Source organism: Mycoplana dimorpha, assembly GCF_003046475.1.
Lineage (GTDB): Bacteria > Pseudomonadota > Alphaproteobacteria > Rhizobiales > Rhizobiaceae > Mycoplana > Mycoplana dimorpha.
In genome coordinates, this window is record NZ_PZZZ01000004.1 from 243931 (window position 1) to 267165 (window position 23235).

Annotated in this window: 19 protein-coding genes; 12 read left to right on the top strand and 7 right to left on the bottom strand. The window is 66.1% G+C overall.

Annotated features, from left to right (window positions below):
* Window positions 1–94: 94 nt before the first annotated feature.
* Complete coding sequence (locus tag C7449_RS11340; RefSeq protein ID WP_108002909.1) at window positions 95–1996, bottom strand: L,D-transpeptidase family protein; 1902 nt, start codon at window positions 1994–1996, stop codon at window positions 95–97.
* A gap of 535 nt (window positions 1997–2531) precedes the next feature.
* Between C7449_RS11340 and fumC the strand changes: the two genes are divergently transcribed.
* Together fumC and C7449_RS11350 are read left to right on the top strand one after the other, a co-directional pair.
* A complete protein-coding gene (fumC, locus tag C7449_RS11345; RefSeq protein WP_108002910.1) occupies window positions 2532–3923 on the top strand; it encodes a class II fumarate hydratase in 1392 nt (463 codons plus the stop codon).
* Window positions 3924–4071: 148 nt separating this feature from the next.
* A complete protein-coding gene (locus tag C7449_RS11350) occupies window positions 4072–5139 on the top strand; it encodes a GGDEF domain-containing protein (protein WP_108002911.1) in 1068 nt (355 codons plus the stop codon).
* A gap of 37 nt (window positions 5140–5176) precedes the next feature.
* Here C7449_RS11350 and C7449_RS11355 read toward each other — a convergent pair whose 3' ends face one another.
* Complete coding sequence (locus tag C7449_RS11355; protein ID WP_108002912.1) at window positions 5177–5551, bottom strand: gamma-butyrobetaine hydroxylase-like domain-containing protein; 375 nt, start codon at window positions 5549–5551, stop codon at window positions 5177–5179.
* A 199-nt stretch (window positions 5552–5750) separates the two neighbouring features.
* Between C7449_RS11355 and moaA the strand changes: the two genes are divergently transcribed.
* A complete protein-coding gene (gene moaA, locus C7449_RS11360) occupies window positions 5751–6737 on the top strand; it encodes a GTP 3',8-cyclase MoaA (protein WP_245414374.1) in 987 nt (328 codons plus the stop codon).
* 14 nt (window positions 6738–6751) lie between these two features.
* Here the strand turns inward: moaA and C7449_RS11365 are convergent, their stop codons facing one another.
* Window positions 6752–7186 carry an OsmC family protein gene (locus C7449_RS11365; RefSeq protein WP_108002914.1) on the bottom strand — a complete coding sequence of 145 codons (435 nt, stop codon included), beginning with the start codon at window positions 7184–7186 and terminating at the stop codon, window positions 6752–6754.
* 245 nt (window positions 7187–7431) lie between these two features.
* Between C7449_RS11365 and C7449_RS11370 the strand changes: the two genes are divergently transcribed.
* A complete protein-coding gene (locus tag C7449_RS11370) occupies window positions 7432–9195 on the top strand; it encodes an adenylate/guanylate cyclase domain-containing protein (RefSeq protein ID WP_108002915.1) in 1764 nt (587 codons plus the stop codon).
* A 78-nt stretch (window positions 9196–9273) separates the two neighbouring features.
* Here the strand turns inward: C7449_RS11370 and C7449_RS11375 are convergent, their stop codons facing one another.
* Window positions 9274–11817, bottom strand: coding sequence for a methyl-accepting chemotaxis protein (locus C7449_RS11375; RefSeq protein ID WP_108002916.1), 2544 nt, complete (start codon window positions 11815–11817; stop codon window positions 9274–9276).
* 404 nt (window positions 11818–12221) lie between these two features.
* Here C7449_RS11375 and C7449_RS11380 point away from each other — a divergent pair, with 404 nt between their 5' ends.
* The 3 genes from C7449_RS11380 (at window position 12222) to mobB (ending at window position 14405) form a co-directional block, all read left to right on the top strand.
* Complete coding sequence (locus C7449_RS11380; protein WP_108002917.1) at window positions 12222–13127, top strand: DMT family transporter; 906 nt, start codon at window positions 12222–12224, stop codon at window positions 13125–13127.
* A 100-nt stretch (window positions 13128–13227) separates the two neighbouring features.
* Complete coding sequence (gene mobA / locus C7449_RS11385) at window positions 13228–13881, top strand: molybdenum cofactor guanylyltransferase MobA (RefSeq protein WP_108002918.1); 654 nt, start codon at window positions 13228–13230, stop codon at window positions 13879–13881.
* Entirely contained in the window at window positions 13878–14405 is a 528-nt protein-coding gene (gene mobB / locus C7449_RS11390; protein ID WP_108002919.1) for a molybdopterin-guanine dinucleotide biosynthesis protein B, read from the top strand. Before mobA ends, mobB begins: the two co-directional genes overlap by 4 nt.
* A gap of 19 nt (window positions 14406–14424) precedes the next feature.
* On the opposite strand, the gene C7449_RS11395 is transcribed toward mobB, so the two are convergent.
* Entirely contained in the window at window positions 14425–15114 is a 690-nt protein-coding gene (locus tag C7449_RS11395) for a pentapeptide repeat-containing protein (protein ID WP_108002920.1), read from the bottom strand.
* A 370-nt stretch (window positions 15115–15484) separates the two neighbouring features.
* Here C7449_RS11395 and C7449_RS11400 point away from each other — a divergent pair, with 370 nt between their 5' ends.
* Window positions 15485–16645: an MFS transporter gene (locus C7449_RS11400; protein ID WP_108002921.1), complete on the top strand. Its 1161-nt coding sequence runs from the start codon at window positions 15485–15487 to the stop codon at window positions 16643–16645.
* A gap of 117 nt (window positions 16646–16762) precedes the next feature.
* Here C7449_RS11400 and C7449_RS11405 read toward each other — a convergent pair whose 3' ends face one another.
* A complete protein-coding gene (locus C7449_RS11405) occupies window positions 16763–19135 on the bottom strand; it encodes an OmpA family protein (protein WP_108002922.1) in 2373 nt (790 codons plus the stop codon).
* Window positions 19136–19470: 335 nt separating this feature from the next.
* Here C7449_RS11405 and C7449_RS11410 point away from each other — a divergent pair, with 335 nt between their 5' ends.
* The 4 genes from C7449_RS11410 to C7449_RS11425 all read left to right on the top strand — a co-directional run bounded on the left by C7449_RS11410 (window position 19471) and on the right by C7449_RS11425 (window position 22450).
* Window positions 19471–20253, top strand: a complete 783-nt coding sequence (locus C7449_RS11410) for an ABC transporter substrate-binding protein (RefSeq protein ID WP_108003198.1) — start codon at window positions 19471–19473, stop codon at window positions 20251–20253.
* A 156-nt stretch (window positions 20254–20409) separates the two neighbouring features.
* The gene (locus C7449_RS11415; protein WP_108002923.1) at window positions 20410–21213 is read left to right on the top strand and encodes an ABC transporter permease; all 804 of its coding nucleotides are present in this window, start codon (window positions 20410–20412) and stop codon (window positions 21211–21213) included.
* Window positions 21210–22040: an ABC transporter permease gene (locus C7449_RS11420; RefSeq protein ID WP_108002924.1), complete on the top strand. Its 831-nt coding sequence runs from the start codon at window positions 21210–21212 to the stop codon at window positions 22038–22040. The genes C7449_RS11415 and C7449_RS11420 overlap by 4 nt, the downstream gene beginning before the upstream one ends.
* A gap of 143 nt (window positions 22041–22183) precedes the next feature.
* Complete coding sequence (locus C7449_RS11425; protein WP_108002925.1) at window positions 22184–22450, top strand: usg protein; 267 nt, start codon at window positions 22184–22186, stop codon at window positions 22448–22450.
* 19 nt (window positions 22451–22469) lie between these two features.
* Here C7449_RS11425 and C7449_RS11430 read toward each other — a convergent pair whose 3' ends face one another.
* The gene (locus C7449_RS11430) at window positions 22470–23195 is read right to left on the bottom strand and encodes a DUF2270 domain-containing protein (RefSeq protein WP_108002926.1); all 726 of its coding nucleotides are present in this window, start codon (window positions 23193–23195) and stop codon (window positions 22470–22472) included.
* Between the last annotated feature and the right edge of the window lie 40 nt (window positions 23196–23235).

Sequence of the window (23235 nt, forward strand, 5' to 3'; positions counted from 1 at the left end):
AAACCGGCAGACGCAAAGGGCCCGCTCCGTTGCCGAAGCGAGCCCTTTCATCTTTCACCGGCCAACTGCAGCAGCCGGTCACGCCTCCGGCTGGTTAGCTCTGGGCCTGCCGCACCGCGCGGGTCGCTTCCATCGCCTTGCGCATGTAGTCGTCGCGGCCGTAAATGTCGTCGAAGAACTCTACCTTGCCGTCCTTGTTCGGCCAGGCAGTGAAGTAGGACACATAGACCGGGACGCGCTCCGGAACGCTCACCGCCTTGTTGCGGCCCTTGGCGATCTGGGCGCCGACGTCGTCGACGCTGGTGCGGAGCACCGCCGCCGCCATGCGGCGCGGATCGGAAAGTCGCACGCAGCCATGGCTCAGTGCCCGCATGTCCTTCTTGAAATAGCTCTTCGATGGCGTGTCGTGCATGTAGATGGCGTGCGCGTTCGGAAACAGGATCTTCAGGTCGCCCAGCGCATTGTCGTCGCCGGGCGGCTGGCGCACCGCCACGCCCTTCGTCGAACTCCAGTCGATCTGCGTCGAGGAGACGGTCCGGCCGTTCAACTCCACTTCGTAGCCGAGGCGGTCGAGATAGGAGGGATCCGACCGCAGCTTCGGCAGCATCTCGTTGATGATGATCGACTGCGGCACGCCCCAGTACGGGTTGAATTCCACCGTCTGGATCTCGTCCTGGAAGAAATAGGTCTGGTTCGCCTTCGAACCGACCACCACGCGCATGGCGAACTGTTCGTCCCCCTTGTCGTGGTAGTAGGCCATGTAGGCCGGCTGGTTGATGAACACGTAGCGGCTGCCGAGCTCGGCCGGCAGCCATCGCGCCTGCTCCATCGCCACCTTGATCTTGAAGATCCTGTCGGCGACGCTGTCGCCGCCCGTCAGGTGGCGGATGGTCGCCTGGCCGACGACGCCGTCCGGCTTCAGCCCCTTCTCCTTCTGGAACGCCTCGACGAGCGCCACCAGCTCGGGCGTGTACTCCGGCGACTCCTTGTAGGCCGCGATCGTCGCCGCCTGCTCCGTCTTCAGCGCCTCCGAGCCGTGGCGGACCACGCCCTTGACGATGTTTGCGAGTTCCGGGTTGCTCTGGCCCGGCTTGAGCAGCGTGCCGGCGGCGATCACCACCGGATCGGAAGCGTCCGCCGACGCCTGCAGCCGCTTAAGCTCGGCCGCCAGCGCCTGGAAATGGCGGCCGGAGGGCGCGCGGCTGCGGAGATAGGCAGCCACGTCCGGACTTTGCGAGATGATGCTGAGCGCGGCGACGAGATTGACCTTCTTGCGGGCGAAGTCGTGATAGCCGGAAATACGGTTCGGATCGATCCGGCCGCGCACCGTATCGAGGACATAGGTAGTGACCGCCGAGGACAGGTTCACCTCGAATGCCGCAAGGTCCTGGTAGCGGGCGGCCATGTTGGCGCCGTCGAACACGGCGGACGGAACCTCCACCATGTAGTCCTTCGGGTCGAGGCCGACCGCCTCGGCGTCGGCAAGCACCGAAAGCGCCGCACGGGCGCGGGCGCTGATCTGACTGCCCGAGACCCAGATGAGGCCGGCATTGCGGCTGTAATACTCTTCGACCGCCCTGGCGCTCTCCGCCGGAGCCATGGCGTTGACGGTCGCGAAATCGCGGCGGATCTCGTTTTCGGACGAGTACTGCACCAGCGGCATGCCGCGCTCCTTGATCGAGCCGGTGACCACCGGATCGGCGAGCTTGTCCATGGCGATCGCCCGCAACGGCTCGGGCTTGTAGGTATAGTATTGGGGTCCGGTGACGCGCGGCAGCGCCGCGGGTTTGGCATCCTTCCGCGCCCCCGGGACTGCAATGGCGGCCGGCCCGAGCGCGACCGGCAGCCGTGCGGGCTCCGGCTCCTGCCGCTTGCGCTTGCCGAACAGCATCTGCAGAAGGTTCGGCGCCTCGGCGCGTGCCGGCACCGCATCGACCACGACAAACGCGCAGGTTACCAGGAGCGCCGTAAGCGCCGCGGACTTTCTAAACTTCATGACTGCTTCATTCCCATGTACCGCCGACAGCAGCGGCGAGCCGGCATCCACCCGCATACGCGAGTGCGGAAACTATAGGGCGGGATGGTGAATGAAAAGGAAATGCACCCCGTTGTCCCGGTCGCATTTGCGGTCGGCCGCGCCACCGCAGCCGTTCCGTGCGACGCGGTGCAAAAATCTGAAATGCAACGAAGATTTCGGCGGCAATCACCCTTGCGAACGCCCGATCCGGGTTCCGCCGGCATCGACTTGGCCGGCGATTTCGCGCATTCTGTAGCAGCGCGGCCACAGTCCCGGCAAAGGCCGGAATCCGGGCTAAGCCATCGCTCGACCGCAGCCTGCGCGGCCCTAATCGATTTTAGCCCGCATGCCGGGCGTCGCCCGTCCCGCCGACCCTTTACAAGCGCCGCCCTGTTGGGCCAGAGAAGGCCCGGATTTCCAGCACGGCGCAGCCCAACCTGCGCCGTCCGGCCGCGCCGCGCCATGCGGCGGCGACGACCGCTCCGACAACGCATGGAAACAAGCGGGAAGCGACATGACATCTACGCGCACGGAAACCGACACCTTCGGCCCCATCGAAGTCGACAACAGCCGCTACTGGGGCGCCCAGGCCCAGCGCTCGCTCGGCAACTTCAAGATCGGCTGGGAGAAGCAGCCGCTTTCGATCGTGCGCGCGCTCGGCATCGTCAAGCAGGCGGCGGCGCGTGCCAACATGGCGCTTTCGGGTCTCGACCCGAAGATCGGCGAGGCCATCGCCGCCGCCGCCCAGGAGGTCATCGACGGCAAGCTCAACGACCACTTCCCGCTCGTCGTCTGGCAGACGGGCTCGGGCACCCAGTCGAACATGAACGCCAACGAGGTCATCTCCAACCGCGCGATCGAAATGCTCGGCGGCGAAATGGGCTCCAAGAAGCCGGTCCACCCGAACGACCACGTCAACATGAGCCAGTCGTCGAACGACACCTATCCGACGGCCATGCACATCGCCTGCGCCGAGCGCGTCGTCCACGACCTGCTGCCGGCGCTGAAGCACCTGCACGCTGCCCTCGAGGCCAAGGTCAAGGCCTTCGACCACATCATCAAGATCGGCCGCACCCACACCCAGGACGCAACGCCCCTCACCCTCGGCCAGGAGTTCTCCGGCTACGCCGCCCAGGTCGCCTCGTCGATCAGGCGCATCGAGATGACCCTGCCCGGCCTGTGCGAGCTCGCCCAGGGCGGCACCGCCGTCGGCACCGGCCTGAACGCCCCGGTCGGCTTTGCCGAGAAGGTCGCCGAGGAAATCGCCAAGATCACCGGCATCGCCTTTAAGACCGCCCCGAACAAGTTCGAGGCGCTGGCCGCGCACGATTCGATGGTGTTCTCGCATGGCGCGATCAATTCCGCCGCCGCCGCGCTCTTCAAGATCGCCAACGACATCCGCCTGCTCGGCTCCGGCCCGCGCTCCGGCCTCGGCGAACTGTCGCTGCCGGAAAACGAGCCCGGCTCGTCGATCATGCCCGGCAAGGTCAACCCGACCCAGTGCGAGGCGCTGACGCAGGTCTGCGTGCAGGTCTTCGGCAACCATACCTCTCTCACCTTCGCCGGCAGCCAGGGCCACTTCGAACTGAACGTCTACAACCCGCTGATGGCCTACAACTTCCTGCAGTCCGTACAGTTGCTGTCGGACGCGGTCGTCTCCTTCACCGACAATTGCGTCGTCGGCATCGAGGCGCGCGAGGACAACATCAAGGCGGCGCTCGAGCGTTCGCTGATGCTCGTCACTGCGCTGGCCCCGAAGATCGGCTACGACAACGCTGCCAAGATCGCCAAGACCGCCCACAAGAACGGCACGACGCTGCGCGAGGAAGCCGTCGGCGGCGGCTATGTGACCAACGAGGAATTCGACGAGGCGGTCCGTCCGGAAAAGATGATCATGCCGGGCTGATCAGCCCCCATCGGCAGAAATTTACGGCCTCGCGGGTCCGCCCGCGGGGTCTTTTTTTCGCGACCAAAGTCACAGCATCGTTAATCGTTTCCAAATCTTTTCCACCTATTTTTATCACTCGCATAAGCAGCCACGACGGGAGCCGCCCATGAACACGCCTGCAGCGCCGAAGGTCCAGGTGCCGGACATCGCGGCGCAGGTGACCTATGCGATGCGCATCATGGGCATCGCGCCGATACCGCGGAACTATGAGCTCTTTTACGAGGCCTATATCGGCTCGAGCCCGCAGCTGACGCGCGAGGTCGCCGCGCTCGGCAGCAAGGCCACCCAGGAAGAGCTGGATGCGATCGGCGCCAAGCATTTCGGCCATCACCGCGCCGAGGCGATCGACGGCGCTCACACGAAGATGGTCTCGCAGCTCGACGCTCTGCTGCATCTGCTTAAGCAGGAGCAAAGCTCGCTGGAAAGCTACAACCGGCTGCTGGACGAAACCTACAGCCGCATCAACGACAAGAACCACGCAAGCGCCGAAATCATCCGCAGCGCCATCAACGTCCTGTCTGCGGCGACCGGCGACACCATCACGCAAGGCAAGGAGATGGTCGAGAACGTCGCCCAGAAGTCACGCGAGATGGACCTCGTCCGCCGCGAACTGGACGAATACAAGCGCATCGCCAACACGGACTCGCTCACGCAGCTCTCCAACCGCCGCGCCTTCGACGACAAGCTGGCCGCCATCTACAACAATCCGATGCTGCACGGCGTCACCGCCCTGGTGCTTGCCGACATCGACCACTTCAAGAAGATCAACGACACCTACGGCCACCCGGTCGGCGACAAGATCCTGGCCAGCGTCGGCAGCATCATCCGGGCCAGCGTGCGCAAGGACGTCTTCCTGGCCCGCACCGGCGGCGAGGAATTCGCGTTGATCGTCGAGGGCAATACCCTCGACGAGGTCGTCGCGATGGCCGAGCGGGTCCGCATCGCACTCGAGCACACCCCGTTCAAGAACTCCAGGACCGGCGTCAACTACGGCCGGGTCACCATCTCGCTCGGCCTCTGCATGGCCAGCGACGCGGAAAGCCCGTCCGAGCTCTACAGCAAGGCCGACATCGCCCTCTACTGCGCCAAGAACGGCGGCCGCAACCGCACCATGGCCTTCGAGGAGGGCATGAAGAAGGACTTCTCCAAGAGCTGGCTGATCTACCGTAAATAGTGGCGCCGGGTCGTCGCGGCGCGCCGCCTTGGCTCGCCTACCGCGGCTTTTCCGACCGGTCCCGCGTCATGCCCTTGTCGGCAAGCTCCTGCTCGTAGGCGGCGAAGAGCTCGTCGCCCTTCTCGCCGAGCTCGCGCAGGTAGCTCCAGGTATAGATGCCAGAGTCGTGGAAGTCGTCGAAGCCGATCCGCACGGCGTAGTTTCCGGTCGGGACGACGGAGATGATGCAGACGTTCCGCTTGCCGGGCACCGTGACCCGTTGGCCGGGCCCGTGCCCCTGCACCTCCGCCGATGGCGACAGCACCCGCAGCATCTCCGCCGACAGCTCGTAGCGTGCACCATTCTCGAAGGCGACCGTCAGGCGCTGACGGTCCTGCGAAACCCGCAATTCGGTGGGCCAATTCTCGCTCATCGTCGTCCTCCACGCGCTTTCTGGCAGCACTATGCCGCACGCGGCACATAGGCAAGCGGCAAATTGGTGCGATAATACCCAGGCGGTCTTGACGGGCGGCACGCCACGCCCGACATTCCGCGGCAGCAGGAGGAATGACGTGAACAGTTATGCAGGACCATCGGACACGGCAACGGCACTGGCAACATCCGGGGCGCCGATGATCGACCCGTTCGGTCGCGCCGTCACCTACCTGCGCGTGTCGGTCACCGACCGCTGCGATTTCCGCTGCACCTATTGCATGGCGGAGAACATGACCTTCCTGCCGAAGAAGGACCTGCTGACGCTGGAGGAACTGAACCGGCTCTGCACCGCCTTCATCGCCAAGGGCGTGCGCAAGCTGCGGCTGACCGGCGGCGAGCCGCTGGTTCGCAAGAACATCATGCATCTGGTGCGCGAGCTCGGCCGCCATGTCGAAGCCGGCCGTCTCGACGAGCTGACGCTGACGACCAACGGCTCGCAGCTCGCAAGGCACGCCGCCGAGCTCTATGACTGCGGCGTGCGCCGCATCAACGTTTCCCTCGACACGCGCGACCCCGACAAGTTCCGCGCCATCACCCGCTGGGGCGACCTATCCAAGGTGATGGAGGGCATCGATGCCGCCCAGGCGGCCGGCCTCAAGGTCAAGCTCAACGCCGTGGCCCTGAGGGATTTCAACGACCGCGAAATCCCCGACATGCTTCGCTGGGCACATGGCCGCGGCATGGACCTGACGCTGATCGAGACGATGCCGATGGGCGAGATCGACGAGGATCGCACCGAGCACTACCTGCCGCTGTCTGAGATGCGGGCGCGGCTGTCGGAGCAGTTCACGCTCACCGACATCGACTACCGCACCGGCGGCCCGGCCCGCTACGTGACCGTCGCGGAGACCGGCGGCCGGCTCGGCCTCATCACGCCGATGACGCACAATTTCTGCGAAAGCTGCAACCGGGTGCGACTGACCTGCACCGGCACGCTCTACATGTGTCTCGGCCAGAACGACGCCGCCGACCTGCGCCTGCCGCTTCGCGCCTCCGACGACGATGCGCTGCTGTCGCAGGCTATCGACGAGGCGATCGGCCGCAAGCCCAAGGGGCATGACTTCGTCATCGGCCGCAACAACCGCCCCGCCGTTGCCCGCCACATGAGCGTCACCGGCGGCTGACGGCCACTCTCACCTCAGGCCTTTGGACCGTCGCTTGTGTCCTCGATTTCAAAGTCGTGGGTGATGGTGGCGCTTTTGGCGAGCATCGCCGAGGCCGAACAGTACTTTTCGAGCGACAGCGCGATGGCGCGTTCCACCTTGTTCGCCGAAAGGCCACGGCCCTTGACGACAAAGTGCATGTGAATGCGGGTGAACACCTTCGGATCCTGCTCGGCACGGTCCGCATCGAGTTCGATGACGCAATCCTCGACGTTCTCGCGGCCCTTTTCCAGGATGTGCACCACATCGAAGGCGGTGCAGCCGCCGGTCCCGATCAGCACCAGTTCCATCGGGCTGGGCCCCGGCGTGTGCCCCTCCGGCCCGGATGCCGTGCCCAACACGACCGTGTGCCCGCTGCCGGACTGGCCGATGAAGGTCCGGTCCTCCACCCATTTGACGCGCGCTTTCATGCAATTGCTCCCTTTCTCGACAAGGGCGCATCATAGTCTGGTTGCCGACGATGCGCACCGGATTCGCTCTTCTTGACGCGGCCCGGTGGGCCGGGCCTGCCACCGCCTCGCCTGCGCGGGGCGGCTTCGATGCTCTACAGCCGCGCCGCGACGGACCCGACCACCTGTCGTCGATAGCCAGACCGGGCGATCGGGGCTACAGTTGCGCGTGGCGCCCCATTGCCATTGATAGCGAGATTTTCGCCATGACGGCCGAGCGGGTTCAGCGCAGGCTTGCAGCCATCCTTGCGGCCGACGTCGTCGGCTATTCGCGGCTGATGGAAGCCGACGAGGCCGGGACGCTGGCGCGCCTGAAGACGCTGCGCGTCGACGTGATCGACCCGGCCGTTGCGCGGCATTCCGGCCGCATGGTCAAGCTGATGGGCGACGGCGCGCTGCTGGAGTTCGCCAGCGCCGTCGAGGCGGTGACCTGCGCCATGGAAATCCAGAAGCAGGTGGCCGAGTTCGAACGCGCCGTCCCCGCCGACGCCCGCATCCGGTTCCGCATCGGCATCAATGTCGGCGACGTCATCGTCGACGGCGACGACATCTACGGGGACGGCGTCAATGTCGCCGCGCGCCTGCAGGCACTCGCACAGCCGGGCTGCATCTACATCTCCCGGGCGGCCGCCGACCAGGTGCGCGACAAGGTTCCGGTCGGCATCGAAAGTCTCGGATCGCAGTCGGTGAAGAACATCGCCCGGCCCATCGAAATCTTCTGTCTCGTCGATGCCGCCGCTCAGGACCGTCCGGCCGCGGCCGCTCCCGACAGGGCCGAGCCGGCAAAGAAGACGTCGATCGCAGTGCTCGCCTTCAACAACATGAGCGGGGATGCCGACCAGGAGTATTTCTCCGACGGCATAAGCGAGGACATCATCACCGACCTCGCCCGGGTTGCAGAGTTGCACGTCATCTCCCGCAACTCCTCCTTCGTCTACAAGAACAGCCCCGTCTCCATCCGCCAGGTCGCAGAAGCCCTGGGCGTGCGCTATGTCCTGGAAGGAAGCGTGCGCAAGGCCGGAAACCGGGTCCGGGTCACCGCGCAGCTCATCGACGCTGCGACCGGCGGCCACGCCTGGGCCGACCGCTTCGATCGCGACATGACCGACATCTTCACCGTGCAGGACGAAATCACCCAGCAGATCGTCGCCGCCCTGAAGGTCCGCCTGACCCGCACCGAGACCGACCGCCTGTTCGGCCGCCACCCCGCCAACGTCACCGCCCACGACTGCTTCCTTCGCGGCCGCGAACAGGTGTGGCTGCACACCCGTACCGGCAACATCAACGCGCGCGCCCAGATGGCACGCGTGATCGAGATCGATCCGGCCTTCGCGGCCGCCTATGCCCTCAGCGCGTTCGCGCACATCAACGACTACATCAACGGCTGGGCGGCCAACCCGGCAGAGGCGCTCGCAACCGGGCTGGACCTCGCACGCCGTGCCATCGCAATGGATGAAAGCCTGGCAGAGGGGCATTTCGTCATGGGCGTGGCGCTGCTCTGGAGCAGGCGCCCGGACGAGGCGATGGCGGCGGTCGAACGGTGCATAGCGCTCGCCCCGAGTTCCGCCGAGGGGCTGCTGCTGCGGGCCCATATCGAGATGTTCACCGGTCGGCCGACCCGGTCAATCGAGACCATCGACGCCTACATGCGGCTCGACCCGGTCTATCCGGAGATTGCCCTGCAGTTTCTTGCCGAGGCGCAGTTCCAGCTGCGACGGTTCGACATGGCGGCTGAAACCCTGCGCCGGCGGCTGGAGCGCAATCCCGACGCCCCGACGGCTTACGCGCTGCTGGCGTCCTGCTACGGGCATCTCGGCCGGATCGATCAGGGCCGCAGCGCGTGGGCGCAGGTGCAAAGGACCGATCCCGGCTTTTCGATCGAACGGCGGCGGAAGATGCTGCCGTTCAAGAACCCCGCCGACTTCGAGCTGCGTGTCGAAGGAATCAGGCGGCTGGGGCTTGCCGATTGAGTGTGTATTCATGCTGCACGAAAAAAAGCCCCGCGACGATGACGATCGTCGCGGGGCTTTTCTGTGGCCGTCGCCGGTTCACGCGGCGTAGTAATCTTCTCCGTCGGCCAGGTCACGGCTGCCGAGGTCGCGCGTCTTGAAGTGGTCGATCTTGGCGTTCAGCACCTCGACGCGGCTGCGCAGCCCGTGGATCTCGGCGGTGTTCTCCTCGACCATCGTAGCGTTCTGCTGGGTGATGAGCTCGACCTCGTTGACGGCCTGGTTGACCTCGTTCAGCCCCTCGTACTGCGCGGCCGTGGCCTGCTCGATGTTGCCGACGAGCTGGTGGATCGACGAAATGTGCTCGTTGATCACCGCCAGCGCCTTGCCGGTCTCCTCGACCAGAGACACGCCGCTGCGGACCTGGGCGGAACTGTCGGAGATCAGTCCCTTGATCTCGCGCGCTGCGCCCGCGCAGCGCTGTGCGAGTTCACGCACCTCCTGGGCGACGACGGCAAAGCCGCGGCCCGCCTCGCCGGCTCGCGCCGCCTCGACGCCGGCGTTGAGCGCCAGCAGGTTGGTCTGGAAGGCGATCTCGTCGATCACGCCGATGATCGTGCCGATCTTCTCCGACGAGCGGTTGATCTGGGCCATGGCGTCAACCGCTTTGGCAACCACCTCGCCCGACCGCATCGCATAGACGTGCGTCTCGTTGACGGACACGGCGGTACACTGGGCGCTCTCCGCGGTCGAACGGACGATCTCGGTCAACTGGCGCAGCGCCCGGGTGCTCTGCTCCAGTGCGGCGGCCTGCTGCTCCGTGCGCTTCGCCAGGTCGTCGGCCGACGCGGCGAGATTGCCGGCTCCCCCGCTGATCTCCACGGTAGTCGCGCGCACGTCCGACAGCGTCGCCCGGAGCGCCTCGACGGCATGGTTGTAGGTGCGGGCCATGGCCACGTACTCGGCCGCCAGCGCCTCGGTCATGCTCTCCTCGAGGTCGCCCTCGGCCAGCTTGCCGAGCACCTCGGAGAGCGCGGTCAACGCTTCCATCTGCTCCGCCTCGATACGGGCGCGCTCGGCGGCCCGCCGCGCCTGCTCCTCTTCGGAGAGCGCCCGCTGGGCTTCCGCCTCCCGTTCCAGCCGCACGTTCTCCAGCGCGGCGTCGCGGAACACGGCCACGGACCGGACCATGTCGCCGATCTCGTCGCCGCGGTTGCGGCCCTCGATCGGAACGTCGAGTTCGCCGCCGGCCAGCCGCGACATCACCTCGGTGATCCGCCGCAGCGGCCCGCGCAGCGTTTCGACGAGCATCAGGCCGCCGATGATGGCCAGCAGCGTGCCGGCGACCATGGCGATCAGCGACACGTTGGCCGAGCGCTGGCTGTCCTTCTTGCCGGCCTCCTGGGCGCTGCTGACGAACGCCTCGAGCGTCTGGCTCGCGTCGGTGATCAGCGTCCGCGCGCCGGCGCGCGCCTCCCGCCAGCGTTCGGCAACGGAAATCAGGTCCTGCGAGTGCTGTCCGACCGCGCCGAGCAGCGGCGCGAGCTTGCCGGGAAGGTTGTGGAGGGTGGCGTTCTTGCCGCCCAGCCTGGCAAGGTCGGCCGCCTTCGACGCAATCACCTGGATATCCTTCAGCACAACCGTACGGCTTTCCTGATCCGGCTTGCGGTGCAGTTCGCTGATATGAAGGCTGGCGCGATCGACCTGCGTGAAGGTCTCGCTGATCAGCGACATCAGCCGCTTCATCAGAGCGATCTCGGCCCCCATGCTGACATAGCGCTTTGCCGCGGTGTCGGAGTTCTGCTGCGCCGCCTTGGCGAAGTCGGCCTCGAACTTCGAAAGCTTCGAGACGATCGGCGACAGCGTCTGCTTCTTGCTCTCAGCGTCGCCGCTGCCGGCGATGATCGTCTGGATCGCCTCGATCTCGGTTTTCAGAAGCGCGAAGTGTTCCCGAGCCTTCGGCGATGCGATCCGCTCGGAGCTTTCAAACTCCTTCAGCAGACGCGGCAGGTAGGTTTCGGCCGCCTTGATCGCGTCCTCCGGCTTCATTGCCAGCACGACCGGCTTGCGGAACTTGCCGACGCGTTCGGCCAGCCCCTGGTAGGCAGCGGCATCGAACAGCAGCGTCTTGGCGAATTTCTCCTTCTCGTCCGATTCACGGCGAATGACGTCGATCTGCTTTTCAGCGATGTCGCCCTCCGCGGCCATGCTCGTCAACGCCGTCTCCAGCGCGGCGGTGACCGCCTCCTGCTCCGTGCGGATCGACCACAACAGCTCGGTCTGGCCGCGCATCTTGTCGGCCAGTTCGACGACCGTGGCGATCTTCGCCTTCTCGGCCTCATCCGGCAGCAGCGCGTTGAGGGTCTGGATGCCCTCCTCCTGCTCGTCGATCCGTTCGACCAGCGACTTCAGCCCCTCCTCGCTCGGATGATCGGCGAAATCCTGCAACGCGTTTCGCAGTCGCTGGAAGTCCGACAGGCTGTTGATGGTCTCGCGCGTGACGGTCATGTGGCCGTTCAGCGTTCGCGCGGTGAAGAAGCCGACGAGGCCGATCCCGGCGATCAGCGCGACCAGCGGAATGACGAACAGCAGCACTTTGGTGACGATGCGGCGGCGCTGCAGCAGACGATCGATGAAGGACATGGGTTCCCCGGCATTTTTATTTTTTACCGACCTCATACCCGTCCGATGGCGGCAGGTCCGCCTGTGCGATATGCGCCCCCGACAGGCCCGACCCCGGGCGTGAACGACGACACCGCGAAGGGGCGCACTTAGGGCGTGCGTCCACCATCCGTCGCATCATGCGATGGTGCTTGGGTGACGTTACGATATGGCCCAATACATTAACGAAGTACGAAGCGACCGCGGCATTTCGGCGCAATGGCCGCGTCGTCCGGTCAGATTGTGCAGCCAATGTCGGCAAAACCGGCGGTTTATGACCAAAATCGATCCGACAGGGCGGTTTTCACGCAAGCATCCGTCGCTGCGGCGATGACAGTTCGCCAACAACCGTCCTAAGAAGGAGCGGTCAGTTCAGGAACGCGCGCATGAATCGCTCCGCCAACCACAAGGGTGCCCTCTTCATGGTCCTGGCCATGGCGGGGTTCACCATCAACGACGCGCTCGTCAAGTCGGTGACCGACGCGATGAACGCCGGGCAGATCATCTTCGTGCGCGGGCTGATGACCTCGGCGATCGTCGTCACGCTCGCCTGGCTCGCCGGCGCGTTCCGGCCGCTCGAGGCGCTGCGCGATCGTGCGCTGGTGCTGCGCGCCGTTGGCGAGATCGCCGCTGCGGTCACCTATGTGTCGGCGCTGGGGCTGATGCCGCTCGCCAATACCGCCTCCATCCTGCAGGCGCTGCCGCTGGCGGTGACGCTCGGCGCCGCGCTCTATCTCGGCGAAGCGGTCGGCTGGCGGCGCTGGCTGGCCATCCTCGCGGGGTTCGTCGGGGTGCTCATCGTGCTCCGCCCGGGCCCGGACGGCTTCTCGCTGGGCGCGATCTGCGTCGTCGCCTCCGTTTTCTTCGCCGCGATGCGCGACCTGTGCACCCGCCGTATCGACAGGGCCATCCCCGCCTTGCTGATCACCGCCGTTACCTCGATCGCGATCACGGTGGTCGGCGGTCTGCTGGTCGTTCCGATGGGCGGCTGGCGTCCCATGGACCCGGCCCCGGTCCTCCGCATCGCCGGCGCGAGCCTGGCCCTCGTCGCCGGCTACCAGGGCATCGTCATGGCCATGCGCACCGGCGAGATCTCCTTCATCGCTCCGTTTCGCTATACCAGCCTGCTCTGGGCGATCGCCATCGGCATGCTGTTCTTCGGCGAGCAGCCCGATCTGTGGATGGGCGCCGGCGTCGCCGTCATCGTCGCCTCCGGGCTCTACTCCTTCTACCGCGAGAACCGCCGGCGCCGTAAGACCGTAGGCCAGGAACCGCAGCCCGAATCGCCGTAGAGCGGCAGCTTTCGCCGCCCTCGGCCGCGTCGCGAAAGCTCGCGCGCGACGGTATACTCCGATCGGATTGGCGTTAACGAGAAAGGACCGGGACAGCAGCATGGAGACGCAAGGGACGGCAAGCGGCACGGAAACGTTCCCCGGGGTGATCCTCGCGGGCGGACTATCCAGCCGCATGGGCGCCAACAAGGCGCTTGTCCGCCTCGGCGGCGTGCCGTTGCTCGAGCGCGCCGCTGACCGCCTGCGCCCGCAGGTATCGGCGCTCTCGATCAGCGCCAACGACCCGCTCCCTGCCCTCTCCGGTTTCGCCGGACCGGTGTTCCCGGACCTTCAGGGCGTGCGTTCCGGGCCGCTCGGCGGCATCCTCGCCGCGCTCGCCGACGGCCGGCTTCGGCATCCGACCGCGAGCCATGTGGCGACGGTGCCGACCGACAGCCCCTTCTTCCCCACCGACCTGGTCGACCGCCTCGCCGCGGCGATCGACCGCGCCGACCGGATCGTCGTCGCCTGTTCCTCCGGCGGATTGCACCCGGTTTTCGGCCTGTGGCCGCTGGCCCTCGCAGACGACTTGGCCGAATGGCTGCGAAGCGGGCAATCGCTGCGGCTGCGCGCCTGGCTCGACCGGCATGGCGCCGCCCAGGTGCGTTTCGCCGACTTGGAGACGCGGCGCGGCCCGCTGGACCCTTTCTTCAACATCAATACGCCGGACGACCTCGCCACGGCGGAAACCTGGCTCAGGACGCTCGAACCATGACCGACCGCCCCCGCATTTTCGGCATCGCCGGATGGAAGAACTCCGGCAAGACCGGCCTCGCCGTCAGGCTCGTCGAAACGCTGGTCGCCCGCGGCCTGCGGGTCTCCACCATCAAGCACGCCCATCACGACTTCGACATCGACAAGGTCGGCGCCGACAGCTACCGCCACCGTCAGGCCGGTGCGCACGAGGTGACGATCGTTTCGGGCACGCGCTATGCCATCATGCATGAGTTGCGCGGCGAACCGGAGCCCAGCTTCGAATCGATTCTGGCCCGACTGTCCCCCTGCGACCTGGTCCTGATCGAGGGCTACAAGCGCGAGCCGATCCCGAAGATCGAGGCGCGGCGGCTCGAATCGGCGAACCGCGCCCCACTCGCCCCGCAGGACCCGCATATCGTCGCCATCGCCGCCGATCACCCGATCACCGACAGCGACCTGCCCGTCTTTGACCTGAACGACACCGAGACGATCGCCGACTTCATCCTCCATGCCGTCGGCCTCGCCCCCAAGGCCGGCAAGTAAGCGGGGCCATTCCGCGGGGTCAATCGAATGGGCAGGGCCAGCTCGTCGGAACGGTGAGGCCGGAGGGCAGCTTGGTGGCGGCATCGCCGCAGGCAATATCGATCTGCTCCTGTTCGAGCCCGGTGGAGGACGAAAGGTCCAGTCCCTCGATGCGCGTCAGGAACAGGAAGGCGCGCGAAAAGTCGAGGCCGCCCTCGAACTTGGCCCTGCCGAGTTCCGCCCTGGAGAGATTGGCAAGAGCAAAGCGGGCTCCTGTCAGCACCGCGCCGGAAAAATCCGCCCGCCCCAGTTCCGCCTTTTCAAAATTGGCGTTGATGAGAAGCGCCCCCTTGAAACTGGCCCGCGGCAATTCGGCCAGGGCGAAGGACGCACCGACCGCCGAGACCTTGTCGAAACCGGTACGGTAGCCCTCGATGCGGTCGAACTTCGCCCCGTCGGCGGTTGCGCCGGTGAACCAGGCGCGCGTCAGCGACGCCTTTTCCAGGTCGGCGCCTTTCATGTTCGTCCGGCTGAGATCGGTCAGCGTGAGATCGGCGCCCGTGAGATTGCCGCCCTCGAAGTTGCTTCCGCCCAGCATGAGCGCCTTCTTCGAGCACTCGCTCCAGTCGACGCCGGGCCCGGGCGTCTGCGAGCAGTTCGCCGCCACCGCCGGGCGGAACGTGATCGCGACAAGCGCGAGGGCGACAGCCAGGATCGGGCCGAGCGGCATCGCACAAGACGCGTGTCCAAGCCCGTGGCCGCCGGATGAAGGCGCTTCTGATGGCGCCCATCGCGCCCGAGGCTGACGACGAATGCTCATGCGACACTCCATTTCCACGGCTTGTGGTGGACCTTGCGGGGTCTCGCCCCGTGCGTCGCTGCAACCAGCTTTGTTCTCGCACAGGCCGGTGGAAATTGGAAGAACATCGCCGCCGCTGGATGCTCGGCCGACAGCGGCGGCGCATCCCCGAGATAGCCCGGCGGGCAGTGCGTCGCGCCTCGGGATCGCTGTCTTGCGAGCACGGGTGCGGTGGGCATTTCCTTCGGGCTTCGCCTCCGCTAAGAACTCCCGTCCGCCGGGGAGCGGACAGGGAGACTTCATGCAATCCAATCCGGCCGTTGAGGCCCATGCCGCGCCGGACTGGCCGGCGATCGTCGCAATCGTCCTGGGCGTCACGGCCTTTTCAGTGGCCCAGGGCGTCACCTATCCGCTCGTCTCGCTGGTCCTGGCGGCACGCGGCGTCTCCTCGACGATGATCGGGGTCAATGCCGTCGGCTTTGCGCTCGGCCTCGCGGCGGCGACGCTGATGCTGGGACGGCTGACGCAACGCTTTCGCGCCAACCACCTGATCATCGCCGGGCTCGTCGGCTGCTCGCTGTGCCTGGCTGCCTTCGCCGTCTTTTCCTCGACGCTCGTCTGGTTCGTCGCCCGCTTCCTGCTCGGCTTCTGCGCCAGCCTGATCTTCATGCTGAGCGAGGCCTGGCTCAACGTCGCCTGCCCGGACCGGCTGCGGGGGCGGGTCTCGGGCTTCTATGGCGCATCGATCTGCGCCGGCTTTGCCGCAGGCCCGCTGGCCATCCCGCTGTTCGGCACTGCGGATGGCTTCGGCTTCGCCCTGACCGCGGTCTACCTCGCGCTGGTCGCCTTCGCCACGGCGACCCTGATGTATTCGACCCGCACCACGCCCGAGCCGACCTCGACGCGCGACATCTTCCGCTTCTTCCGCCAGGCGCCGATGCTGATCGCCATGGTCTTCGCCTTCGGCTTCGCCGACATCGCGGCGATCTCCGCCATGCCGGTCTATTTCGTCAGGACCGGCCACACCGAGGCCTTCGCCGCCATCAGCGTCACCGTGCTGGCGCTGCCGACCGCCGTCGCCCAGCCCTTCATCGGCTACGCCCTCGACCGGCTGCCGCGCCATCGCGTCGCCGTCGGGACCGCGGCGGTCGCGGCGCTCAGCTACCTGGCCATTCCCTTCCTCGACGCGCCGGCGCTGATTCTCGTCGCCTTCGCCATGCTGGGGGCAGCGACCTTCTCGCTCTACACCTGCGCGCTCACCATGCTGGGCGAGCGTTTCCGCGGCGGAATGCTGGTCGCCGGCAGCGCCGCCTATGCGCTGATCTATGCGATCGGCAGCGGCGCCGGGTCCAGCCTCACCGGCGCCATCATGGAGATCGGCGGACCGGACGCCGGCCCGCTGTCGGTCGGCGCCGCACTGGCCGTCTTCACCGCCGCCTTCCTGTTGGCCCGGCGCCGCTAGAACGAGCCCGGGGCGCGTCTCGCCGGATCGGCTCCGGCATGACCGGCAGGCTTGGTCGAACAGAAAGGCCGCCGGATTGCCCCGGCGGCCCTTGTTCTGTCGATCCGATGTCTCGTCTTACTGGGCCGAGGCCACCGGCTTGACCAGCGGGGTGACGCGCCGGATGGTGACGCGACGGTTGAGCTGTTCCGGCCCGTCGGTCTCGACCTTGAGGTAACGCTCGCCGTAGCCCTGCGTCGACAGGTTCTCCGGCGGAATGTCGTAGACCTCGGTCAGCAAGGTGGCGACCGACTCGGCCCGCTCGTCCGACAGGATCAGGTTCGATTCGTCCGAACCGACCGCATCCGTATGACCTTCGATCAGGAAGGTCTCGTCCGGATTCTCGTCCAGCAGGTCGTTGATCGCGTCGGCCACCCGCCGCAGCGTCTTGGCCTGTTCCATCGAGATCTCGGCGCTGCCGGTCGCAAAGGTGATCGTATCGAGGTCGATGCGGCGCACCTTGTCACGGATACGGGCCGAGTACTTCACCTCGTCCAGCGTGTAGACGCGCTCAACCGGCTCGACCGGCGGGGACCGCAGGAACGCGCGGTAATCGCGGTCGTAGTCGGTGGACGTATCGATGATGTAGTCGTTGACCGGGATCGTCAGCCGCATCGGCGGCAGGTCCCGGCCAGGGTCGTAGAACGGCCGGCGGTCGTCGATGTATTCGACGTCCGGGGCGTAATACAGCACGTATTCCCGGTCGCCGATGAAGCGCGAGCGCTGGATGATCTCGCCATAGCTGTTTCGGATCGTCACGACGCGGATGCCGCCCGGACGCGTGATCGTCTCGCGCACCCGGCCACGGCTGAGGTGCTCGTAGTAGACGTCGTCAGCCCGGCGCGACAGCCGGTCGCTGTCGTAGTGCCGCACGAAGGTGCGGTTGTCGATATTGATGATGACGCGGTTGTTCTCGCGCTTCTCGACCTTGGCGTAGTCGGGCGCGCGATAGCCCGGGCGGCGATCGAACCGCTCGCCGCGCTCACGCTCGATCGCGCCGTATTCCACGCGGCGAGGCTCTCCGTCGCGAATCATCTGGGCATCCGCATCCGAGGTCGGGACCTCGACCCTGACGTTGCGCCGCTCCTCGGCCCGACGCTTGCGCCGCTCCTCGCGCGATCCCTGGCCACGGTTGTCCGCTTCCTTGTCGCTGTCGAGCACGGCGGCCCCGCCCACCACCGGGAGGTCGATGGTCTGGTTGGTGCGCGACGGATCGCGGGCGATTTCCTCGCGCGCGGGGTCGATCTCCGGACGCGGCCGGTTGCGATTGGTCTCGTCGGCGTTGCGCGCCCGCTCGGCCTCGGCCTTCTTGCGGCGCTCCTCACGGGCCTTCTGACGGTCCGTCTGCTGAGGCTCCTCGGCGGCGTTCTGCTCCTCTGACCGCTGTTGCTCTTCAACAACGTTCTGGTCCTCGGCAGCCTTCTGCTCCTCGGCGGCCTTCTGCTCATCAGCGGCGCGGTTCTGCTCCTCGGCCTGCTGCTGCTTCTTGCGCCGCTCCTCGCGGGACTTCTGCTGCTCGGACTGCTGCTGCTCGTCGGCAGCCTTCTGCTCTTCGGCAGCCTTCTGCTCCGCGGCCTTCTGCTCTTCGGCGGCCTTCTGTTGCTCGGCAGCCTTCTGCTCTTCGGCGGCGCGGTTCTGCTCCTCGGCCTGCTGCTGCTTCTTGCGCCGCTCTTCGCGCGACTTCTGCTGCTCGGACTGCTGCTGCTCCTCGGCAGCCTTCAGCTCCTCGGCAGCCTTCAGCTCCTCGGCAGCCTTCTGCTGCTCGGCGGCCTTCCGCTCTTCGGCAGCTTTCTGCTCCTCGGCAGCCTTCTGCTCTTCGGCAGCCCGGTTCTGCTCCTCGGCCTGCTGCTGCTTCTTGCGGCGCTCCTCGCGGGCCTTCTGCTTGTCGGACTGCTGCTGCTCCTCGGCGGCCTTCTGCTGCTCGGCAGCCTTCTGCTCTTCGGCGGCGCGGTTCTGCTCGTCCGCTTGCTGCTGCTTCTTGCGTCGCTCCTCGCGAGCCTTCTGCTTGTCGGACTGTTGCTGCTCCTCGGCAGCCTTCTGCTCTTCAGCGGCGCGGTTCTGTTCCTCGGCCTGCTGCTTCTTGCGCCGCTCCTCGCGGGCCTTCTGCTTGTCGGACTGCTGCTGCTCGTCGGCGGCCTTCTGCTCTTCGGCGGCGCCGTTCTGTTCCTCGGCCTGCTGCTGCTTCTTGCGCCGCTCCTCGCGGGACTTCTGCTTGTCGGACTGCTGCTCGCCATTCTGGCTTTCGCCCTGCTGCGCCTCCTGGCGCTGCTTGCGGCGCAGTTTGCGCAGTTCTTCTTCGCTGAGCTGGCCTTCGTCGGCCTGGGCGAGAATCACCTGCTGCCCGGTCCCGGCCGGCGGCATGATACGGAATGCCGCGGCGTCCGCGGGCTGCCAGATGATCGAGGCTATCGGCAACGCTACCGTTGCGAGCAATTTGGTTCGGTTACCCATCGTGTTTCCTTGTCTTACCAGTGGCTCCTGATCAACGGCGGTCGTCAACCAGTAGTTCCGGGCGAATTTGTGGTTCGCCCCACGAACCGAGTCGGCAGGCCTGGGGGAAAGCTATTGGGGAGGACGTGAACTCGTGATGAACACGCCGTTGCTTGGCGTTCAGCCGTCACCGTCGGAATGCCTCTCGGCGGTTTGAATACCGTGACGGTTAAAGGCGGCAAATGACAGTTGATTTTTGTTGTCAAACAGGTCGATTATCGCCGCAAGCGGGGCGACCGCCCCCGTAACCGCCGAGTACACAAGAGCCGGCGGGGTCTGAAACAGAGAGGATGAACATGCGCATTTCCAAACGTCTCACCATGGCTGCGTCCGCGGCCATCTTTACTCTGCTTTCCAGCGCCGCAATGGCCGATGGTGAAAAGATCGTCATCGGCACCGAGGGCGCCTACCCGCCCTTCAACGTCCTGGAGTCCGACGGCACCCTGACGGGCTTCGACATCGATATCGCCAAGGCGCTCTGCGAGGAGATGAAAGCCCAGTGCACCTTCGTCACCCAGGACTGGGACGGCATGATCCCGGCGCTGGTGGCCAAGAAGTTCGACGCCATCATCGCCTCGATGTCGATCACCGAGGAGCGCAAGCAGAAGGTCGACTTCTCCGCCAAGTACTACAACACCCCGCCGGCGATCGTGGTGCCGAAGGATTCCGACATCACCGAGGCGACCGCCGAGGCGCTGGCCGGCAAGACGCTCGGCGCCCAGTCCTCGACCACCCACTCCAACTATGCCGAGGCGCACATGAAGGGGGCGGAGCTCAAGCTCTACCCGACCGCCGACGAGTATAAGCTCGACATCGCCAACGGCCGCGTCGACGCCGTCATCGACGACGTCGTCGTGCTTTCGGAATGGCTGAAGACCAGTGAAGGCGCCTGCTGCAAGCTGCTCGGCACGCTGCCGGTCGATCCGGTGATCAACGGCGCGGGCGCCGGCATCGCCGTCCGCAAGGGCGACCCGCTGGCCGAAAAATTCAGCAAGGCCATCCAGGGCATCCGCGCCAGCGGCAAGTACCAGGAGATCAACGCCAAGTACTTCCCCTTCGACGTTTACGGCGAGGAATGAGGCGTTCCCGCTAATGCGGGGAAAATTGTGACCCGTTGCGGGTTTGTATCGACGGGAGGGCTTGCTCTCCCGTCTTTTTTGTTTGAGAACAACCTCAAACAAAGGCGTGCGCAAGCGCCGTAACGACGGGCGCGACGCGCCGGGGGTTCTTTGGGCATGAGCGGGTTCTTTTCCGCCATAGCGGAGGCGATCTCCGCATTTCTCAGGTTGATCGATCCCTTGTGCGGCCCGGCCGGGGTGTTCCGCTGGTTTGCCGGCAACACGCTGCTGGCCTGCGGCGACACCGGCTGGGGCGACGAGATCGCCATCGGCTTCCTGGTCACCGCCAGCCTTGCCGTCGCCACGCTGCCGCTCGGTCTGCTGGTCGGTTTCTTCATCGCGCTCGCCAAGCAGTCCGAGGAACGCTCGCTGCGGCTGGCCGCCGACGTCTACACCACGATCTTCCGCGGCCTGCCCGAACTGCTGACGCTGTTCATCGTCTATTACGGCCTGCAGATCCTCGCCCAGAACCTGCTTTCCGCCCTCGGCTACCAGGGTGCGGTGGAGATCAACGCCTTCGTCGCCGGCATGATCGCGCTCGGCGTCGTCTTTTCCGCCTACTGCTCGGAAGTGCTGCTCTCCGCCTTCCGGGCGATCCCGCGCGGCCAGTACGAGGCGGGCTATGCGCTGGGGCTGCACGGGGGGCGCACCATGCGTCTGATCGTGCTGCCGCAACTGGTCCGCATCGCTCTGCCCGGCCTCGGCAACCTCTGGATGGCGCTACTGAAGGATACCGCGCTGGTCTCAGTCGTCGGCCTGCCCGACATCCTGCGCCAGACCGGCATTGCCGCCCGCGTCACCAAGGAGGCGTTCCTGTTCTATAGCCTCGCCTGCGGCCTGTTCCTCGTCCTCGCCTTCCTGTCGTCCGTCGCCTTCACGGCGATCGAGCGGCGCGTGAAGCGCTCGGAGGTGGCTCGATGAGCGTCGTCACCACTCTCATTCCGCCGCAGGCGCCGCCGCCCGCACCGCCGCGGCCCTACACGCTGTCGCGCTTTTTCGGCAGCGTCGCGCTCGGCATCTGGCTGGCGCTCGCCGTCGGCATTTTCCTCACCGTCGTCAACGGCTGGGATCCGGACAAGTTCGCCAAGTACGGCCCGAGCTATCTGTCGGGCCTCGGGGTGACGCTGCTGCTCGTCGCCGTGTCGATCAGCCTCGGGGCGGTGGTCTCGCTGCCGCTCGCCTTCGCCAGGATGTCGAACAACAAGATCCTGTCCTGGCTCGCCTATGCCTATGTCTATTTCTTCCGCGGCACGCCGCTGCTGACGCAGCTCTTCCTCGTCTATTACGGCCTCGGCAGCTTCTCGGCGGAACTGAAGGCGATCGGCCTGTGGGGTTTCTTCCGCGACGCCTGGAACTGCGCGCTGCTCACCTTCACGCTCAACACCGCCGCCTACCAGGCCGAGATCCTGCGCGGCGCAATCGAGAGCGTTCCGCGCGGCCAGCATGAGGGCGCCGCCTCGCTCGGCCTGTCCAAGCGCGTCACCTTCTTCAAGATCATCCTGCCGCAGGCGCTGATCGTGGCGCTGCGCCCCTACGGCAACGAGATCATCCTGATGATCAAGGGCTCGGCGATCGTCGCCATCGTCACCGTCTTCGACCTGATGGGCGAGACGCGCCGCGCCTTCTCGCGCACCTTCGACTACCAGACCTATCTCTGGGCGGCGCTGCTCTACCTGATGATCGTCGAGCTGATGCGCAATCTCTGGGCGTGGCTGGAGGCACGGCTGACCCGCCACCTGAAGCGCTGAGGCCGGCTGGCAGCACTCCCCTAGCTCTGCTGCCAACGGCTTGTTTCCACAAGATATTTTTTCTTCGGCGTCATTTCGGCGATTGCGTCGTCGCGCCAGCGGTTCGATGATGAGGTCATCATTCACCGACTGGCGAGGAACGAATGACACCGGACCTGGAACTGCAGCTCAAGGGCTACGGCCTCACAACCGCCCAGATCCTCTATCGCATGCCGGACCATCCCGCCCTGCTGCAAACCTTCATCTGGCAGCACTACGACCTTGCGCCGGATTTTCCCGAGATGCGCCAGTTCCTGAAGTTCTGGCAGGAGGAACTGGACGGGCCGCTGCACTCGGTCCGCTACGTGCACCGCAAGCTGATCTCGGCCAGCGAGTGGCGGGCGCTGGACGGCGAGTTCATCCTGCACTGAGGGGGGCCAGGTGGCTATCTCACACGTGCGCCTCGCCGCGCACGCGCTCGCCCTCGGAGCTTTCCCTGTGCAGCACGGCGAGAAGAATGAGCCCGTAGAACGCCGCGACCATGACCAGCACCAGCCCGCCCGGGATCGGCCCGAGCGCCGCGTTCTTCAGGACGCGATGGATCGACATCGCCACGTCGAAACCGCCGCTGCCCTCCGCCAGGTTCGACGAGGATATCTTCAGCGCCCAGGCCAGCAGCAGGATGAGGTACATCCACGAATAGTTCCGCCGCAGCCGCCGGCACGCCGCATCTCGATAACTGATCAGGAAGGTCGGCTTGCGCAGGCTGGCGGCGATCGCGGCCGCCCAGTCGGGCTGCAGGTCGCCGCGCGGCAGCAGGAATTCGGCGAAGTAGCGCTTCTCGATCTGGCGCACCCGCGCCCGGTAGACGTCGAAGAAGCGGTACCGCCGCGCCTCGATCACCAGCAGCAGCGAGATCAGCAGCATCGCAAACAGCAGCACCCCGTGGTGCGAGCTCGGCGTCGACAGCGACACCGAGAGCAGCGCCGCCACCACCGTGATCGCCCAGTTGCTGGTACGGTCGATCCGGTCGCGCCAGCCGGCCATTCGCGCCAGTTCGCCGCGATAGTAATGCACCATCAGGTTCATCGATTCCATCGACGTCGCCGGCAGGCGCGGCGAGGAAACGTCACTCTTGTCGGTCTGCGCGGACAACGCGGCAATCTCGCCCGCCATCGTCTCCTCCTTTTCGTCCTTCCGTTGAAAAGAATGATGC

Coding starts and splice junctions, on each gene's coding strand:
- C7449_RS11405 (WP_108002922.1), bottom strand. CDS start 19,135: ATGGGTAACCGAACCAAATTGCTCGCAACGGTAGCGTTGCCGATAGCC.
- C7449_RS11420 (WP_108002924.1), top strand. CDS start 21,210: ATGAGCGTCGTCACCACTCTCATTCCGCCGCAGGCGCCGCCGCCCGCA.
- moaA (WP_245414374.1), top strand. CDS start 5,751: ATGATCGACCCGTTCGGTCGCGCCGTCACCTACCTGCGCGTGTCGGTC.
- C7449_RS11370 (WP_108002915.1), top strand. CDS start 7,432: ATGACGGCCGAGCGGGTTCAGCGCAGGCTTGCAGCCATCCTTGCGGCC.
- C7449_RS11365 (WP_108002914.1), bottom strand. CDS start 7,186: ATGAAAGCGCGCGTCAAATGGGTGGAGGACCGGACCTTCATCGGCCAG.
- mobB (WP_108002919.1), top strand. CDS start 13,878: ATGACCGACCGCCCCCGCATTTTCGGCATCGCCGGATGGAAGAACTCC.
- C7449_RS11415 (WP_108002923.1), top strand. CDS start 20,410: ATGAGCGGGTTCTTTTCCGCCATAGCGGAGGCGATCTCCGCATTTCTC.
- C7449_RS11355 (WP_108002912.1), bottom strand. CDS start 5,551: ATGAGCGAGAATTGGCCCACCGAATTGCGGGTTTCGCAGGACCGTCAG.
- C7449_RS11375 (WP_108002916.1), bottom strand. CDS start 11,817: ATGTCCTTCATCGATCGTCTGCTGCAGCGCCGCCGCATCGTCACCAAA.
- C7449_RS11380 (WP_108002917.1), top strand. CDS start 12,222: ATGAATCGCTCCGCCAACCACAAGGGTGCCCTCTTCATGGTCCTGGCC.
- C7449_RS11410 (WP_108003198.1), top strand. CDS start 19,471: ATGCGCATTTCCAAACGTCTCACCATGGCTGCGTCCGCGGCCATCTTT.
- C7449_RS11430 (WP_108002926.1), bottom strand. CDS start 23,195: ATGGCGGGCGAGATTGCCGCGTTGTCCGCGCAGACCGACAAGAGTGAC.
- C7449_RS11340 (WP_108002909.1), bottom strand. CDS start 1,996: ATGAAGTTTAGAAAGTCCGCGGCGCTTACGGCGCTCCTGGTAACCTGC.
- C7449_RS11425 (WP_108002925.1), top strand. CDS start 22,184: ATGACACCGGACCTGGAACTGCAGCTCAAGGGCTACGGCCTCACAACC.
- C7449_RS11395 (WP_108002920.1), bottom strand. CDS start 15,114: ATGCCGCTCGGCCCGATCCTGGCTGTCGCCCTCGCGCTTGTCGCGATC.
- mobA (WP_108002918.1), top strand. CDS start 13,228: ATGGAGACGCAAGGGACGGCAAGCGGCACGGAAACGTTCCCCGGGGTG.
- C7449_RS11400 (WP_108002921.1), top strand. CDS start 15,485: ATGCAATCCAATCCGGCCGTTGAGGCCCATGCCGCGCCGGACTGGCCG.
- C7449_RS11350 (WP_108002911.1), top strand. CDS start 4,072: ATGAACACGCCTGCAGCGCCGAAGGTCCAGGTGCCGGACATCGCGGCG.
- fumC (WP_108002910.1), top strand. CDS start 2,532: ATGACATCTACGCGCACGGAAACCGACACCTTCGGCCCCATCGAAGTC.